18 protein-coding genes are annotated in these 17,181 nt (G+C 34.6%); 5 read left to right on the top strand and 13 right to left on the bottom strand.

Going from position 1 to position 17,181, the window contains the following annotated elements:
* Positions 1-5 precede the first annotated feature (5 nt).
* Entirely contained in the window at positions 6-380 is a 375-nt protein-coding gene (locus tag LCM23_RS15430) for a UPF0738 family protein (protein ID WP_095369787.1), read from the bottom strand.
* A gap of 162 nt (positions 381-542) precedes the next feature.
* On the opposite strand from LCM23_RS15430, the gene LCM23_RS15425 reads away from it, so the two are divergent.
* The 4 genes from LCM23_RS15425 (at position 543) to LCM23_RS15410 (ending at position 3,358) form a co-directional block, all read left to right on the top strand.
* Positions 543-1,133 (top strand): CYTH domain-containing protein, encoded by a 591-nt coding sequence (locus tag LCM23_RS15425; protein WP_224937756.1) that lies wholly within the window; start codon positions 543-545, stop codon positions 1,131-1,133.
* 24 nt (positions 1,134-1,157) lie between these two features.
* On the top strand, positions 1,158-1,805 hold the full coding sequence (locus LCM23_RS15420; protein ID WP_224937755.1) for a lytic transglycosylase domain-containing protein: 648 nt from the start codon (positions 1,158-1,160) through the stop codon (positions 1,803-1,805).
* A gap of 276 nt (positions 1,806-2,081) precedes the next feature.
* A complete protein-coding gene (locus LCM23_RS15415; RefSeq protein ID WP_095369790.1) occupies positions 2,082-2,489 on the top strand; it encodes a globin domain-containing protein in 408 nt (135 codons plus the stop codon).
* On the top strand, positions 2,486-3,358 hold the full coding sequence (locus LCM23_RS15410) for a ClpXP adapter SpxH family protein (RefSeq protein ID WP_095369791.1): 873 nt from the start codon (positions 2,486-2,488) through the stop codon (positions 3,356-3,358). Before LCM23_RS15415 ends, LCM23_RS15410 begins: the two co-directional genes overlap by 4 nt.
* 642 nt (positions 3,359-4,000) lie before the next feature.
* On the opposite strand, the gene LCM23_RS15405 is transcribed toward LCM23_RS15410, so the two are convergent.
* The 7 genes from LCM23_RS15405 to LCM23_RS15375 all read right to left on the bottom strand — a co-directional run bounded on the left by LCM23_RS15405 (position 4,001) and on the right by LCM23_RS15375 (position 11,296).
* Positions 4,001-4,294 (bottom strand): alpha/beta fold hydrolase, encoded by a 294-nt coding sequence (locus LCM23_RS15405; protein ID WP_224937754.1) that lies wholly within the window; start codon positions 4,292-4,294, stop codon positions 4,001-4,003.
* A 9-nt stretch (positions 4,295-4,303) separates the two neighbouring features.
* Entirely contained in the window at positions 4,304-4,876 is a 573-nt protein-coding gene (locus tag LCM23_RS15400) for an alpha/beta fold hydrolase (protein ID WP_224937753.1), read from the bottom strand.
* Positions 4,877-5,264: 388 nt separating this feature from the next.
* A complete protein-coding gene (gene pepF, locus LCM23_RS15395; protein WP_224937752.1) occupies positions 5,265-7,088 on the bottom strand; it encodes an oligoendopeptidase F in 1,824 nt (607 codons plus the stop codon).
* Between the two features lie 115 nt (positions 7,089-7,203).
* Positions 7,204-8,373: a competence protein CoiA gene (locus tag LCM23_RS15390; RefSeq protein WP_224937751.1), complete on the bottom strand. Its 1,170-nt coding sequence runs from the start codon at positions 8,371-8,373 to the stop codon at positions 7,204-7,206.
* A 76-nt stretch (positions 8,374-8,449) separates the two neighbouring features.
* On the bottom strand, positions 8,450-9,100 hold the full coding sequence (gene mecA / locus LCM23_RS15385; RefSeq protein WP_224937750.1) for an adaptor protein MecA: 651 nt from the start codon (positions 9,098-9,100) through the stop codon (positions 8,450-8,452).
* Between the two features lie 670 nt (positions 9,101-9,770).
* On the bottom strand, positions 9,771-10,166 hold the full coding sequence (spxA, locus tag LCM23_RS15380) for a transcriptional regulator SpxA (RefSeq protein ID WP_095369795.1): 396 nt from the start codon (positions 10,164-10,166) through the stop codon (positions 9,771-9,773).
* A 554-nt stretch (positions 10,167-10,720) separates the two neighbouring features.
* Positions 10,721-11,296 carry a GNAT family N-acetyltransferase gene (locus LCM23_RS15375; protein WP_095369796.1) on the bottom strand — a complete coding sequence of 192 codons (576 nt, stop codon included), beginning with the start codon at positions 11,294-11,296 and terminating at the stop codon, positions 10,721-10,723.
* A 241-nt stretch (positions 11,297-11,537) separates the two neighbouring features.
* Between LCM23_RS15375 and LCM23_RS15370 the strand changes: the two genes are divergently transcribed.
* The gene (locus LCM23_RS15370; RefSeq protein WP_224937749.1) at positions 11,538-11,723 is read left to right on the top strand and encodes a hypothetical protein; all 186 of its coding nucleotides are present in this window, start codon (positions 11,538-11,540) and stop codon (positions 11,721-11,723) included.
* 85 nt (positions 11,724-11,808) lie between these two features.
* Here LCM23_RS15370 and LCM23_RS15365 read toward each other — a convergent pair whose 3' ends face one another.
* The 5 genes from LCM23_RS15365 to LCM23_RS15345 all read right to left on the bottom strand — a co-directional run bounded on the left by LCM23_RS15365 (position 11,809) and on the right by LCM23_RS15345 (position 17,176).
* Positions 11,809-13,023: a putative glycoside hydrolase gene (locus LCM23_RS15365; RefSeq protein ID WP_263624271.1), complete on the bottom strand. Its 1,215-nt coding sequence runs from the start codon at positions 13,021-13,023 to the stop codon at positions 11,809-11,811.
* A gap of 281 nt (positions 13,024-13,304) precedes the next feature.
* Complete coding sequence (locus tag LCM23_RS15360; RefSeq protein WP_224937747.1) at positions 13,305-14,240, bottom strand: ABC transporter ATP-binding protein; 936 nt, start codon at positions 14,238-14,240, stop codon at positions 13,305-13,307.
* A gap of 3 nt (positions 14,241-14,243) precedes the next feature.
* Positions 14,244-15,311: an ABC transporter ATP-binding protein gene (locus LCM23_RS15355; RefSeq protein ID WP_224937746.1), complete on the bottom strand. Its 1,068-nt coding sequence runs from the start codon at positions 15,309-15,311 to the stop codon at positions 14,244-14,246.
* 11 nt (positions 15,312-15,322) lie between these two features.
* Entirely contained in the window at positions 15,323-16,237 is a 915-nt protein-coding gene (locus LCM23_RS15350; RefSeq protein WP_095369801.1) for an ABC transporter permease, read from the bottom strand.
* Between the two features lie 6 nt (positions 16,238-16,243).
* On the bottom strand, positions 16,244-17,176 hold the full coding sequence (locus LCM23_RS15345) for an ABC transporter permease (protein WP_224937745.1): 933 nt from the start codon (positions 17,174-17,176) through the stop codon (positions 16,244-16,246).
* Between the last annotated feature and the right edge of the window lie 5 nt (positions 17,177-17,181).

Genomic DNA, 17,181 nt, shown 5'->3' with positions numbered 1-17,181 from the left:
AGAAGTTATTCAAACATAGCCTCGACTTTCTCAACCATTTCATCTCCATAATTACTGTTACCCCGTATATTTTCAATAAGATATTGTAATTCCTCTTGAAATAAAGGTAATTTAAGCTTTTCTTTTCCATCATGCAAATACACTTCACCATTAAAAACCAATGCTTGCTTTAATTGTTGCCATAATGATTCATGTAACATGATATATGTATAATCATCATTTTTTTCTGTTATGTATATAAATGATAAATGGTCGGAATCTACTAGCATCTGTTCTCTTGGCTCGAAATCATTCACAGATAAAGTGGAGTCAATTTCTAATAATAATTCCTTTCCTTCATCATTCCATAACGCACTTTGTACTTCTACTTTTTTATTCATTTCATCTACCTCCAAACTCTTACATTTTACCATAGAAGGGGAAAAAATCTCAAAGAACATTGCAGATTATGAGATACAGCGCCATAATAATGATAAGTATTAAGAAATCAAGTATCCCTTATTTGATTATACATGTAGTCGAGAGAATAGGAAGGATTAATCATGTCACAAAATATAGAAATTGAATTTAAAAATATGCTTACAGAACTGGAATTTGTTCAATTAAAAAAGCAGCTTCATATAGAAGACAAAGATTTCTTCACTCAAATCAATTATTATTTTGATACGCCAACTTTCTTTTTAAAAAACGAAGGATGTGCGCTTCGAATTAGAGAAAAATATAATCAATTCGAACTTACATTAAAGCAGCCTCACCCTGATGGCTTATTAGAAACAAACCATGATCTTCAACCGGAAGAAGCAAAGCATATCATCAAACAAGGGTACATCGATAAGCAATATTTAGCTTCACTTAAAAGTGACCTCCATTTCCCTGAGGAGACGTTTAAATTATTTGGTTCTTTATTAACAAGCCGTGCAGAAAAAAATAATGAGGACGGTTTAATCGTCCTAGATTATAGTGAATATTTAAATAAGGTGGACTATGAATTAGAATATGAGGTTTCGAATAGGGAAAATGGCTTAAATTCCTTTAAAAAACTATTAAAAGAGATGAATATACCGATAAGAAAAACAGAGAACAAAGTGAAAAGATTATTTCGGGAAGTTCAGAAAAGAAGAATAGATGATTAACAAGGACATATGAGGAGAGTCATAATGAATATTGATCAGCTTAAACTATTAATGCAAATGCAAAGCTTACAAACCTTTCTTCCAAATACAACACAAAACAGCAATACAACTGATTTTTCACAATTATTATCAAATTCAATTACAGCAAGAATGAATGATTCTTCTGCTGATTTCTCACAAGAGATAGGAGCAGTTCAAACGATAGCCGAAACAATGCTCACCTCTTTACCTGTTTCTCTTCCTCCTGTACAGCTTACGAAGTTTAAAGGAGAGAATAGTGATCAATCAATTCAAGATATCATTCATCAAGCTGCATCCGCCTATAACGTACCAACTGAATTAATTACTGCTGTTATTCAACAAGAGTCCAACTTTAATCCGAATGCAGTTAGTTCAGCAGGTGCAGGTGGTTTGATGCAATTAATGCCCGAAACAGCTAAGTGGCTTGGTGTGAATGATAGATTTGATGCCACCCAAAATGTTATGGCAGGAACAAAATATTTAAGACAAATGCTTGATCGTTATGGGAATAATACCGAGCTTGCTTTAGCAGCATATAATGCTGGTCCTGGTAATGTTGATAAGTATAATGGCATTCCACCCTTTAAAGAAACACAAAACTATGTTCAAAAGGTGACAGAGAATTTACTAAACCAAAAACAATTTGTCTAAGTATCGTAGTGACTTCATTTTTGAGTCACTACTTTTTTGTTTTAGAAATCCAACCTCGAGAATCATCCTCCGTACTTGTTTTCCAAGAGATCTGCCCCATATAATAGAACTGAAAATACTTGCATACTTAATATTAATTCGTGGCACAAAGCTATTTGTTTGAGATATAGCCGTTACATTGATAAAATAATATCAAAACATGAAGGAATTATGTCTAGCTGATGAAATAATCATCGCTTTTATTAACATACTTTTGTTTAAAGGGGTTCTATCACAATGGTCGAGAATATCAATACTCCGTTCGACGCGTTAGGTGAGGAAAAACTTCACCTACTTGTTGAAGCATTTTATAAACGGGTTGGACAACATCCTGAGCTCGTCCCAATCTTTCCTGACGATCTAACTGAAACAATTAGAAAACAAAAGCAGTTTCTGACACAATTTTTAGGCGGCCCGCCATTATATACCTCAGAACACGGTCACCCGATGCTGAGAGCACGGCACCTACCTTTTGCCATCACAATGACACGTGCGAAGGCATGGCTCTCTTGTATGGAGGATGCAATGAATGAAGTCGAATTGGATACACGCTTGAAAGAAGGATTTCTCGAGAGACTGACTCTCACAGCACAACATATGGTAAATACACCTGAAAAAGATGAATTAGAGGGTGATGACAAATGAATCATGAAGAATTTGAAAGTAAATCTGTCTCACCACATTGTCATGGTAGTGAAAATAAGCCGTTAGAAATCTATATGTTTATTGATCCGCTATGCCCAGAATGTTGGAGTTTAGAGCCGATAATTAAAAAACTGTCTGTAGAATATGGTCGGTATTTTTCTCTCAAGCATGTAATAAGTGGGAAGCTCAATGCTTTAAATAGAGGCAAAAGACAAAACTACGACCAATTAGTTGAACAATGGGAGAAAACCGCTAGTCGATCAGGGATGTCATGTGACGGCTCTGTTTGGTACGAAAATCCGGTATTATCCCCTCAGTTAGCCTCCATTGCCATTAAGGCAGCCGAACTACAGGGCAGAAAAGCCGGCATTCGTTTTTTGAGAAAACTTCAAGAGAAGTTGTTTCTCGAAAAGAAAAATGTATCAGACTTTGATGTATTAAAAGAATGCGCCAGCCAAATTGGCTTAGACGTAGTTGAATTTGTAACCGATATACATTCGGAAAGTGCTGCAAAAGCATTTCAATGTGATGTAAAGATTACAGCTGAGATGGATGTAGAAGAAATTCCAACGATGGTGTTCTTCAATGAAAACATTGAAGATGAAGGCATAAAAGTTACAGGGCAGTACAGCTTTGATGTGTATGAGCAAATACTAAAGGAAATGGTTCCATATAGACTCGAACCTTCTCCATTACCTGACATAGAGCTGTTTATTAAACATTATAAACTTGTCGCAACTTCAGAAATAGCAGTCGTCTATAATATGACGGAGCAAGAAGTAAATAAAGAAATGAAAAAACTTCAACTGAAGCAAGTGGTTGAGCAAGTACCTGCAAAGCACGGATCTTTTTGGAAATCACTAGACTGATGATACTTATCATCAGTCTTTTTTATGCCGTGGTAAAAGGGCGGACTAAAAGGAAAAACCTCACCATTACAGTACATTACAGTATGAAGCGTCTCCCCTATTCATGCTCACACTCCCTGTCAATGCCTAACACACTCTTTTATTGTTCACACCATTTGCTTCTCTTGTAAGTGCAACGAAACTTCTATCTAATGCTTTTTCTTAGTCAAAATGGCTTGTAAAATCCAATCAAGTGGGAATCAGTTTATGGACGGTGTGTCATTTATTTTTATTAAAAACATAAGTCAATCAACCTTCAATCCACATAGTAAAAAACCCTACACTCTCTCATGAGGCGTAGGGTTTTTCATGTAAATATATTTAACAAAGGGGATGGGAGAAATTTTTCACGATCAAACAAAGGGGTAAATTGTTTGTTTGTGATTAACTTCACAATACAAATATACCATGGCTTTTTTAAGCTCGCAATAGTTTGTGTACCATTTCACATTATTGTCAAATTCTCTACTACTTATAGTGAACTGCCATTATAATTAGTTATGATCAAGAATAGTGCTGGATTTTTTAAACCATTTAAAGGAACCCCATATTGGTTTGAAGTTCCAAGTTCCATTAAAGCTCCATAAGTTAAAAGATACAGGGTTAGTAATAATTCTTTAAAAACTCTACAATATCATTGTTAATGTTTATCAGATGCTCTTCAGATGGGAAATGTCCCATATCGTAAGTCTTAAATGCAATTAAATTTGGAATGATTTCTCTAGCTACTTTATTTAATCTACTTTCAGGAAAAAAGATATCTTTTTTCCCTGCTATAATTAAAGTGGGAGAACTATAATGTGTTAATTCTTCCTTCGTAGTTAATTTCGGCATTTCTTGTTCAAGTCTAATATATTTAAATACATCTCCAATAATTTTTTTATCAATTTCCCTCATACTATTATCTTACATAATATCAGTGATTTTATTGAGATATCTTTGCGATGAAGTACCATTAAATAAGACTAAAGGAAGTAAAATATCTTTAATCATTCTCATCTTAGATCCTAATCTTATTCCTGCTGGTGATACCAAAACAGAACAGTCAATTTTGTCTGGCATAAACGTGGCTAATCTCAAAATAATACCTGCACCGTAGGACGGACCAACAAATGCACTACTATCTATATTAAAGTAATCCATTAGTTCCTTTATCCATTGGGCAAAACTATTGTCCTTCGCTGAAATTCTACTTTCACCACTGTATCCTGGATGACCAATTGTATCTGGTGCATAAACTCTGTATGTATCTACGAGTGGTAAAAACCAAGATAAAGTCATTGGATTTATACAATTACCACCCTGAAATATAAAAATAGGCTTTCCTTCTGGTGGTCCTGCTATAAGAATATGTGTTTCACCATAACTTGTATCAACATATATCTGCTCAACATCAAATTCAAACGACTCTAGATAATTATCGTAATGTTGAGTAATAAGCTGTTTCCCTTCACTTTTATAAATGGTCCTTTCCCCCAAAGAACGTCTCTCCCTTATACCTATACAAATAAAGGTTTATAAGTTTAATAATCAATTAAAAAATTCTGAAAACACAAGCTTATTATAGGTCGCATCCGTTGAGAAAGACAGCTTTCAACAATCATCTGGTTAACCGTTCTGTCGTCATTGCGGTCTCTGGCCTGGTCTAAAAAAATTTTGACCAACTTAAATAATGTTTGTGGTATTTTGTTGCCCACACCATTAAAACGATATATTCAGTCTTCAAACGATTGTGGTAACTATTCATACTTTTTTATATGTACAACCTCTGACCCGTTCTTACCTACTGATTTAACCTGTATTCCGTATACTCAATTCCTTAAGTTAGCAGCCTAAATCATTTGATAAAGGCTGCTTGATAATAATATTAAATCGTTTCTAACAATTGTTCCATCTCATTTAACTTTTCTTCAAACACTTTGCATGCTGCCTTTATCGGTTCTGAACTTGTCATATCCACACCCGCTTTTTTAAGCACTTCTATCGGGTAATCAGAACTACCTGCTTTAAGGAAACCAATAAAGCGATCCACTGCAGGTTTTCCTTCTTTTAAAATTTGCTCACTTAAAGCCGTTGCAGCACTATAACCGGTAGCATATTGGTATACATAATAATCGTAATAGAAGTGAGGGATTCTTGACCATTCTAATCCAATTTCCTCATCAATAATGATATCCTCACCACCAAAGTATTTCTTGTTCAGTTCATAATACTTTTCAGTAAGTGCATCTGCTGTTAAAGCCTCATTATTTTGAGCCATTTGGTGAATCTCATGCTCAAATTCAGCAAACATCGTTTGACGGAATACCGTTCCTCTAAACCCTTCTAAGAAATGATTGAGTAAGAATAAACGTTTTTTATCATCATCAATCGTTTTTAATAAATGATCATTTAATAGCGCCTCATTACAAGTTGATGCTACTTCAGCCACAAAAATGGAATAATCACCATAAGCATATGGTTGCGATTTACGTGTGTAATAACTATGAACAGAATGACCAAATTCATGTGTTAATGTGAAAAGGTTATTGATATTATCTTGCCAATTAAGGAGGATATAAGGGTTCGTACCATAAGCACCAGAAGAATAGGCACCACTTCTCTTCCCTTTATTCTCCCAAACATCTACCCAGCGATTCTGTAGACCCTCTTCCAAAATACTACGATATTCCTCACCTAAAGGAGCTAACCCTTCAATCATTAGCTTTTTCGCTTCATCATAAGTAATCGCCATTTTTACATCCTTGACTAAAGGTGTGTAGAGATCATACATGTGCAATTCATCTAATTGCAAAACTTTTTTCCTTAGTTTCACATAACGATGAAGCAAATGAAGATGATCATTAATCGTGCTTACTAATTGATCATAAACAGATTCTGGTATATTGTTCGCCGATAAAGCGGCATGTCGAGCTGATTGATAGTTACGTACCTTTGCATTGAAATTATTTCTTTTCACATTTCCACTTAACGTACTAGCGAATGTATTACGAAACTGTCCATAGGTTGTATACATCGCACGAAAAGCATCTCGACGTACACGCTGATCATCACTCTCTAGGAAGTTGATAAATCGACCGTGTGTCACTTCAACCTCTTCTCCCTCTTCATTTTTAATCGATGGGAATGTTAAATCAGCATTATTTAACATTCCAAAAGTATTACTTGAGGCATCCATTACTTCTGATGCTTGTGCAAGTAGAGCTTCTTTTTCTGCTGTAAGTACATGAGGACGTTGAAGATTGATTTCTTCAAGTGCATGTTCATAGATTTTTAATTCATCTTTCTCGGCTATATACTGAGCTAATTGATCTTCATCAATGGCAAGAATTTCTGGCACTATGAAAGCAAGTTCACTAGCAACCACTGAATACAGCCCTTTGATTTTATCATCTAAACTTTGATACGTTGCATTTGTTGTATCTTGATCATATCTCATTCTTGCATATGTAAAGAGCTTCACAATACGAGAAAGTAAGTGATCTTGATATTGTAAAACATCATAAAGAACCTCTGTACCTTCATGCAACATCCCTTTAAACTTGCCTGCTTCTTTAGATAACTCTTTTACTTCATTAAATTCTTTATTCCATTCATCGTCACTTGAAAAAATATCTTCAAGACGCCAAGTTTCTTCAACTGGTACCTCGTTTCTTGTTGGTAGTTTCTTAACTGTAGAATCGTTAGCCATATTGTTTTCCTCCTACATTCATTATGTTAAAAATTACTATCTGTTACTATCTTACATCAAATGAAAGTAATTGTTCAGTATTATGTTTCACCAATTTATTTAAAATACTTCAATATCATCTTAATGCCATTTTCATAATCATTTCCCCTTCTTCCTTACTTATTTTCTTATTTTTCATATCAGAAGACCTGATTTGAAATGTGGTACCATCAATTTTCTCAATTACTTTTATAATGTTTAAAAGATATAAATAAGCATCGATTACTTCTTTAAGATCTATGGGTACCTCTACGCGTATACGAATATCTTTTCTCTCCAGGCGGCATTGCATGGAATCATACGCATCTTCTAGAGAAAATAACTCTTCATGTCGTAATATATCTATAAAAATATATGTTTGCCACTGAATTGGTGAAGTACTTAGCTTAGCACTCCCCCTTACAGGGAGACCACAAAAATCTGGTAGATTTCCCATATGAAACCCGCAACGGTAGATTTCATCTTTAAACCGTTTAGAAAATGAGCTATATTTAAAGCTTCCATACCTTTTTATATTCTCCCTTTCCCGCAACCAAGAAGAAAAGCTCATTCTCATTCTATTATTTCTTAGGTTTAATAATTCGTACAAATTATTCGAGCGAAGTGGTTTCAGATCTAGATGGGCAAAAGACTTTTTCGTAGAAATTGGTAGGAGATGTGAGAGTAAATACAAATTTTCTGTATCAACGTTTAAAATAGGGATGATAAATTTATTAGCGGAAGTTTGCTGAAGAAAAGAATAATGAAAAGCAGTGAAAGAAAATAAATGATTCCCTATAGTATGGAGCTGTTGGTGGGATAATATCCATAGTGGTTTTATTCCTGACTTTATATAACCATTTGTACGTTTATGAACTATTTTTGTGGGAATGATTGAACATTGAAACTCAATGGCATAAACACCTCCGTTATGTTCAAAACTGAGATCCGCCCTTTGATGGATGTTAGCGAAATATTTTTCAATCTCAACATTTCTATAGTATTTTTTTAATAAATCGTATAACAATAATTTCCCTTTCAAGTGGATTTCTGACTCTTTTTCATATGATTCAAAGCATTGACTATGCGGTTTATGAGCAAAGTGAGACTTTTTAAAGATGCCATTCTTTAAAATGACAACATCCTTGCACTCTGGGCAGTAAAAAGACTTTTCCTTCAATTTACCGTATTGCACATCTTGAGCAGTAATAAGTTTGCCATCATTCGTTATTGCCTTTAACATAGGGTTCACATCCTTTCTATACATTCTAACTTCTCCCTTCTCGTTCTTTATTCCTGCATAAAAAGAAAAGACCGACTTCTTAACGAAATCGGCTTTTTTATTAAAAGTATTTTTTTAGTTCAATTAAAGCATTTTCAGCGATAATTACCTTTCCATATTCAGAAATGACGTGAATGGTTGTATCTGTTTCATGCCCATATTCAAGTAGTATACTAAGAATATTATCAATTTCATCCTCTTCAAATTGTTCCTCGGGAAATTCAACGATTAAATAATAGTTATTCTTGTATGAACGCAGTTGCGTATGAACATTTCCTAGTTCCACTCGCTTGGCTAATGAAATGATATCCTCAAAGTCTCGAAAGGCAATAACGAAATCTAATTTTTCTTCCGCTTCCTCTTCTTCATTTTCCTGTAATTGATCAAGCATTGCTTCTACTCTTTCATCTACAGCAAAATCCTTCATTTTTTCATCAGAAACAGGGAGCTCTAACTTTTGACCGTCTTTAGATAACTGCGCCTTCGTTACTAAGATTTCTAATCCTTTATCAAGTGCTTGAACTTGAATCCACAATGGACCTTCCATCACAAAATCTTCTTCTGTGTGAACCTCATCCATCATATCCCAAAAAAGTTCTTCACTTCTCTCTCGGTTGTACCATATTTCATCACGATCAAAGCCTCTTTCCTCAATATCAATATACGAGATATAAAACTTCACCGTGTTTTCATTAATTCTCTCGATTTCCACTTAGCAACTCTCCCTTCTTGCTTTTTGTGAAGGGATTATAACCCCTAATTTGTACTACTTTACTACCATTTACCCTATTTCAAGAAAATTATTCTTTTAGTGATCATTCTAGCAAGAATAATGAGAAAATAACGTGTAAAAACAGATATACCTATTATGTTTTACCTTTTGTTATATTTTATGATAAATATGCTGTAAAGGGAATGCCCAAAAATACAATTGGCAAAAAACGAATGAATGCCTATATTCGTTTATACAATATATATTTATTGTGTTTGTATTTTATCAAAAAAACCTGTCCCCTACAAGAAACAAGCTTAGGCTGATGAAAAGCTTTTTTCACTACTGATTTGTGATAAAACGCTGTTATGGATTTTAGAAATAATCGGGTATGAATAACAGTAAAATAATTAGTACGAATATCATGGGGGAAAATGTAGTTCTTCCTCTATTATGTATCAGAAATGTCTAGTGAATAGATTAAAGAAATTGGTTCGGCTATCTTTGCTGGTTTCTCTGCAGATGAACGCGCAAATCTCCTAACCTACGCTTTTCTTATATCAAAAGATGTACAAAACCTCTTTTTATAGAAACTAAAAAACGAACAAATCCGTATAAAAAGGACTTGTTCGTTTTCATTTAAGCACACTTTAGTGAAGTACGAATGGTTTTAGTTAACCAACTTTTGAGCCTCACGTAGATGATACGTACGAACCTTCCTAGGAAGGAAGCGTCGAATTTCATCTTCATTATAACCTACTTGTAATCTTTTCTCATCTAAGATAATCGGTCTTCTTAATAAACCAGGATTATCTCTTATCAATTCAAATAAATCCTGTAAAGGCATCGTTTCAAGATTAACATCCAACTTTTGGAATGTTTTAGAACGTGTAGAAATAATCTCATCTGTTCCATCTTCTGTCATACGAAGGATTTCTTTAATTTCATCAATCGCTAAAGGTTCTGAGAAAATATTTCTTTCTTTGTATGCAATATCGTTTGCCTCTAACCATGCTTTTGCTTTTCTACATGATGTACAACTTGGTGAAGTGTATAATGTGACCATTTTACAATTTCACACTCCTTAGAAATTTAAAGTATATTTTATTCGCCGTAATTGTTTAATTATGCTATTCTTACTGATTGTTACACTTGTTTCCATTTTCAATGAACAGGCTTACTTTCTCATTGAGAATAATCCACTAGGCTGTAACTAATGTTGTAATTTATAATTAATTTAAATAAGCTGTTCCACTTCATTATACACCATCTGTGGAACAGATGATATATATTTTTCTATTCTTCATACACTTTAATGCCAATTAAACAATTAACTTCTGCCTTAGTGAATCTATAATATAAGACGTTTTCATTTAAGAAAGGTTTCATGAAATATTGATTTTTTTATTTGTTCACAAACTGTTCAATTATAGAATAATGAAATCTGTTACTATTTAACTTATATAACTATGATAGACATTTACCCTTTTTTTTTAAGAATAAACATTTACTTTCTCAATAATCGACTTTAAATGAAAAGAACTTTATAAGAAAATGATGTTGAGCCATTCTTTCTATAAAGAAATCCCGAACATCGAGATTGTTCGGGATTTCTAGGGATTAAATATCTTTTAAAAGATCATTATTATTGTCATTCTCAGAAAAAGTAAGGACTTCATCTACTGGTTGATAAGATGCACCATAGAATTGAGTATCTTTGTAAGTATGAATCAATTCATAGGTTTTAATCATTGCATCAAAAATCATTTCTTCCGTTTCGTTATTAGGTGCCCAGAATAAAATTTCCATTGCATTCACTTCATTTGTTGCAAGAGATCGACGACGGTAACCTATAGATTGAGCGTGCTCAAAGCCTTCTCTTTTATAAAATTTCAAGCGTTTCTCTGTATCAGTATCTTCATAATCAACAGGTTCAACTTCTAGTATAATCGGTTTGCCTTTTTCCTTTAATTGATCAATTAACTTATGTCCTAAACCTTGTCCTCTTGAATCTTTCGACACAAATAAGTAGTCGATAAAGACAAAAGTTTCAAGTTCAACATACATTAACACATGCATTGGACCCTCATCTTTATGATAAATATCAGGTCTCTCTTTCAAAAGTGTTTCCATATGCTCTTTTGACTTCATCTCTTCTACAGGAAAATACTGATTCAATTTTTCATACCAATGCATGGACCAAACCCCTTTGTTATTTAAATATTTCCAGTCGTGATAAACTTCCAGCTTTCTCTTCTTGTATAAGAAAATCGTATAAATAAGTCATCATTCACGTATAAATAAACTAAGTTGTTACGCTCTATCAAAGTATTTGTGATTTTCATTCTTTTCATTCTTTAATAAATGCTTTATTATTAGAAATAGAACATCATCAGAATAACTTGAATTTTCCGAAAAGAAAATTGGAGGTTTATCAATGATTGGTTACTTTTCAGACTTGATTATCGTTTCATTGCTCATACTCAGTTTAACTTCCCTTTTAGGTGTACTAATAAACAGCTTGGGAATAAAATTTTTTGGCGGCAAGAAAAAATCCGAATTCGTAGACCAATCTGCATTTATGCAAACCGGATGGAAAAACGTGGGCGGAAAGAAGAAATAATCCTCATCCTATATACTATGATAACGCATACACAATAAGTGTCAAATAATAAGCAGCTGATAAACATCATATCAGCTGCTTCTTTTTAATTTAATGGGGTATAATCAACATTTTCCGTATAATGATTGCCGGCATTCCATAATAAGAATTCGTCAATTCCTTCCTCATTCAGAGCCCTAATTTGATCCTCTATTTCTTGCTTACCATAAGGCTTGTAATTACCGGTACCTAAATAAGATGCAGTAAAATCCTGTAGCCAAGGTCTAGAAATAGGCGGAGAAGCTAGTTCCTCCCGTTTGGCATTCTCTACCTTTGCATACTCTTTAATAAGCTTGTAAGGTTCTAAATCTGGTTTTTGAATCCCAAAGTATGGCCCCCAGTGGCTTGGATAGATCATTGAAGATATGACATCCACATGTTCTGAGATTTTTGAGAAGTTCTGTCCAATCCCAGGTGCCTCTGGTAAAGTAGCCGTATAACCAAAAATATCAACAGATACTTTGACACCATAAGGCTCTAACTGTTCTTTCGCAAACTTAACGAAGTCTGTAACAGCATCTACTCTCAGCTGAACATCATCTTTACCGTTCGTATACTTTCCTTTACTATACTTCAATGAATCAGCCATATGCTCAAATCCTTCAGGGAATCGAACATAATCAAATTGAATTTCCTGGAATCCCATTTTAGCTGCTTCTATGGCAATATCTACATTATATTGCCACACTTCTTCCATAAACGGATTAACAAAGGCTTCTCCTCTTCCGTTTGTCCATACTTTATTTCCTTCTTTATACGACCATTCAGGCTTTAACTTGGCTAGTGTTGAATCCTTAAAAACAACGACCCTCGCAATAGGGTAAATCTCTTTTTCTTCTAATGTCGTTAACATCTCTTTCGTATCTTTTATATAAGGTTCGACAATATCCTTATATTTACTATCATCTTCCGGTTGGTATGTAAGGTTTCCCCAATCATCTTTAATATCAATAACCATCGAATTTAATTCTGTCTTATCAACAAAATTAGATAACCGTTCAAAATTTGCTCCTCCTGCTGATGGACCAGTAACATAAATACCTCTAATAGCGTCTGGGTAGGTAAAGTCGTAGCCTGAATCGTATGTAAACCGTTTCATTTGTTCAGGTAATTCCATTAAAAAGCCAGCATATTCTTTCTGTGCATGAAGCTGATAACTTTGTTGTTCAGCATTCGCATGGTCTAATTGTGGGACTACACTTAATAAAAGTAAGAAAAAAGCAACTTTAATCGACCTCACTATTTTTCCCTCCTCATCCATTTATTTTCTTTTTCTTATCTCCTATTCTACTAGAAGTTAAACACAATGCAAAAGAAAATAGTAATAATGAGAAATATTTTAATTTTTGCGATAGTAATTTCATACAAACTATTGTATACTATATTCATACATTTTAGTGATTGAAAGCACTAAACATATTCCTAATATTCATATTTTTCCTAACTGAATATTTGTTTCGAAAATAAATCTTTAGGATGGAGGCAGGTCTTAAGCAAATTTAATCAACGAAAAAACGACCTCAATAAGAGATCGCTTTTAAGTTAACTTTTATGTTCTTTTTGGTATTGTGCAAATTCTTTTTCAGAACAGAAAACAAAGTGATTAGGACGAACTTCACGCATTTCAACCTTCTCATCAGCACTATATTGATGAACAGCTGGGTCATATGTTTTTCGTTGACGTGTTCTTTCTGACTCTGGATCAGGTAAAGGAATAGCAGATAATAATGATTGTGTATAAGGGTGCATAGGATTGCTATACAACTCTTCCGCAGTGGCAAGTTCAACTAGCTTACCAAAGTACATTACACCAATTCTATCACTAATATACTTAACCATTGACAAATCATGAGCAATGAATAAGTAAGTTAACCCTTTTTCACGCTGAAGTTTTTTCATTAGGTTAACAACTTGTGCCTGAATAGATACGTCAAGAGCAGAAATCGGTTCATCAGCAATAATGAATTCAGGTTCAACAGCCAGCGCTCTAGCAATACCGATACGCTGTCTTTGTCCACCAGAGAACTCATGTGGATAACGGTTAGCATGCTCTTTATTTAAGCCTACTGTTTCAAGTAACTCATAGACGCGTTCCATACGCTCTTTTTTCGACTTTGCAAGCCCATGAATATCAATACCTTCAGCAATGATATCCGCAACTGTCATACGAGGATTTAAGGATGCATAAGGGTCTTGGAAAATCATCTGCATTTTACGGTTAAATGCTTTTAGTTGATTGGTTGACTTTTTACCATGAACATTTTCACCATTAAATAAAACTTGTCCATCAGTGGCATTATACAAGCGTATAATTGTTCTACCGGTCGTTGATTTCCCACAACCTGACTCACCAACTAGACCAAGGGTTTCACCTTTGTAAATATCAAAGGTAATGCCATCAACCGCTTTAACCATATTCGATTTACCAACATTAAAATGTTGTTTTAGATTTTTTATTTCAAGTAATTTCTCTGTCATAACTTAAATACCCTCCTTCACAATTACTGGTTTATCAAAATTGGAGGACATTTGACGTTGACGCAACTTCACCGCTGCAGGTGGTTCAACATGAGGTGCATCAGGGTGTAACAACCAAGTTTTCGCAAAATGTGTTTCAGAAATTTGAAACATTGGTGGTTCTTCCTCGTAATCAATGGCTAATGCATATTTGTTCCTTGCAGCAAATGCATCACCAATTGGCGGATTTGTTAAGTCTGGTGGCGTACCAGGAATCGCAGCTAATTCATCTTTTGTATCATTATCGACACTTGGCATAGAAGCAAGTAGTCCCCAAGTATAAGGGTGCTTCGGATCATAAAAGATTTCATCTACTGTGCCTATTTCAACGATCTGACCAGCATACATAACAGCTACACGGTCTGCCACATTGGCAACAACGCCTAGATCATGAGTGATAAAGATAATAGAAGTATCCATTTTCGCTTGTAACTCTTTCATTAACTCTAAAATTTGAGCTTGAATAGTTACATCAAGAGCGGTTGTAGGTTCATCAGCAATCAATAATTTAGGGTTTGTAGCCAAAGCTATAGCTATCATTGCGCGCTGTCTCATACCACCTGAGAATTCATGCGGATATTGATTCACTCGTTTATCAGGCATTGGAATACCAACTAGCTCTAATAATTTTATTGCACGTTTTTTGGCATCTGCTTTAGATAAGCCTTGGTGCTTAATCAAACCTTCGATGATTTGATTACCAACTTTCATTGTTGGGTTTAATGAAGTCATTGGATCCTGGAAGATCATACTAATATCTTTACCGCGTATGTTTTCCATTTCTTTTTCTGATTTAGGTACAATATCATCACCATAGAAAAGAATTTCTCCACCAGTAATTTGTCCTGGAGGCATTGGAATTAGTTTCATAAGTGTTTGTGAAGTAACACTTTTACCTGAACCTGATTCACCAACAATAGCTAATGTCTCACCTTTATGAAGGTCAAAGCTAACACCACGAACAGCTTGTACCGTCCCTCCATAAGTTTGGAATGAGACTTTTAGATCTTTTACTTCGAGAATTTTTTCCATGTTCTCACTCCTTATTTACGGCTTCTTGGGTCGAGTGCGTCACGTAGACCATCACCGACTACATTGAATGCAAAAATGGTTAAACAAATAAAGATCGCAGGGAAGAATAATCGCCATGGGTAATATCTTAACGCTGGTAAACCATCATTGGCCATTGTACCCCAACTCGCTAGAGGCGGTGTTAAACCTAATCCTAGGAATCCAAGATAAGCTTCTGTAAAGATTGCAGAAGGAATTGTTAATGTCATTGTAACTAAAATTGGACCCATTGAGTTTGGAATTAAATGTTTACCCATAATTCTTGTTGTATTTGCACCTAAGGTTTTAGAAGCAAGAACAAATTCTTGATTCTTTAAGCTAAGTACTTGCCCTCGAACAATCCGGGACATATTTATCCATCCGGTTATTGTCATAGCGATAATCATCGTACTTAAACTTTGGCCAAGTACAACCATTAATAAGATAACTAATAACAAGTAAGGAATACCTGATAAAACATCGGCACCACGCATCATTATTTCATCGGTTCTACCACCTTTGTATCCGGCGATTCCGCCCCAGGCAACACCAATAAATAAATCGATTAACGCAGCTGCAACACCGATAAAGATGGAAATTCTAGCACCTTCCCACGTACGAGCAAACATATCTCGTCCAAGATCATCGGTACCGAACCAATGCTCAGCAGAAGGTGGCTGATTCTTATTTGTTAAATCATTTGACTTGTAGTCATATTCTGTCATATATGGTCCAAAGATTGCCATGAAGATGAGAATAATAAGTAGGACTATACCAAACATAGCAAGCTTATTTTTTCGGAATCTAATGAAGACATCTTTCCAAAATGAAAGACTTGGCTTCGAAATCTTTTCAGCATCATCTAATTGTGTGCCGACAACTTTGAATTTATCATTCGCACTTTGCATGATTGATTATTCTCCTTTCTTCCCAGCTAGTTTAATCCTTGGGTCGATGATTCCATACGCAATATCCACTAGGAGAATAGCTAATAGTAAAAGAATACTATAAAACACTGTCACACCCATTATTACTGTATAATCACGATTTGTAATACTTGTTACGAAGTGGAAACCTAACCCTGGAATACCGAAAATCTTCTCGATAACAAAGCTACCTGTTAAAACACCCGCGGTTAATGGGCCTAAATAAGTAACTACCGGAAGAAGAGCATTTCTCATTGCGTGCTTAACTGTAATTACACCACCGCTCAAGCCTTTTGCTTTAGCAGTTTTAATATAATCATTTGCTAATACTTCAATCATACTAGATCGTGTGAGTCTTGCGATATATGCCATCGGTCCCGCTGCAAGTGCAATAGCAGGCAAAATGGTGTGCATAAATGATTCCCAACGAGCTACAGGGAATATTTGCAGTTTTATTGCTAAGAAATATTGTAAAAATGTTGCCATTATGAATGATGGCACTGATATCCCTAAAACAGCAACAGCCATTGTTGAATAATCTTGCCATTTATTTTGTCTTAAAGCAGCGATAACACCAAATAAAACACCAAAGGCAACGGCAATTAGTATTGCTTGAAAGCCTAATACAAAAGATACAGGGAATCCTTCTGTGATCAAATCATTAACTGTTTGACTTTTGTATTTAAAAGATGGGCCAAAATCCCATGTAACTACATTGATTAGATAATCAAAATATTGTTGATACCATGGCTGATCTAAGCCATAATGTGCTTGTAAATTCGCTTCAATTTCTGGTGGTAGTTTCTTTTCTGAAGCAAACGGGTTTCCAGGTGCAATGCGCATAAGGAAAAATGTTGCCGTTACAATTAGCCATAATGAAATTATCATATATAACAGACGTTTTCCTATATATTTCGTCATTGTCC

Origin of the sequence: Cytobacillus kochii, from assembly GCF_020171845.1 — a bacterium.
Taxonomy (GTDB): domain Bacteria; phylum Bacillota; class Bacilli; order Bacillales; family Cytobacillaceae; genus Cytobacillus; species Cytobacillus kochii.
Note: the sequence above shows the minus strand (reverse complement) of the source record. Positions and strands in the feature narration are given on the sequence as shown.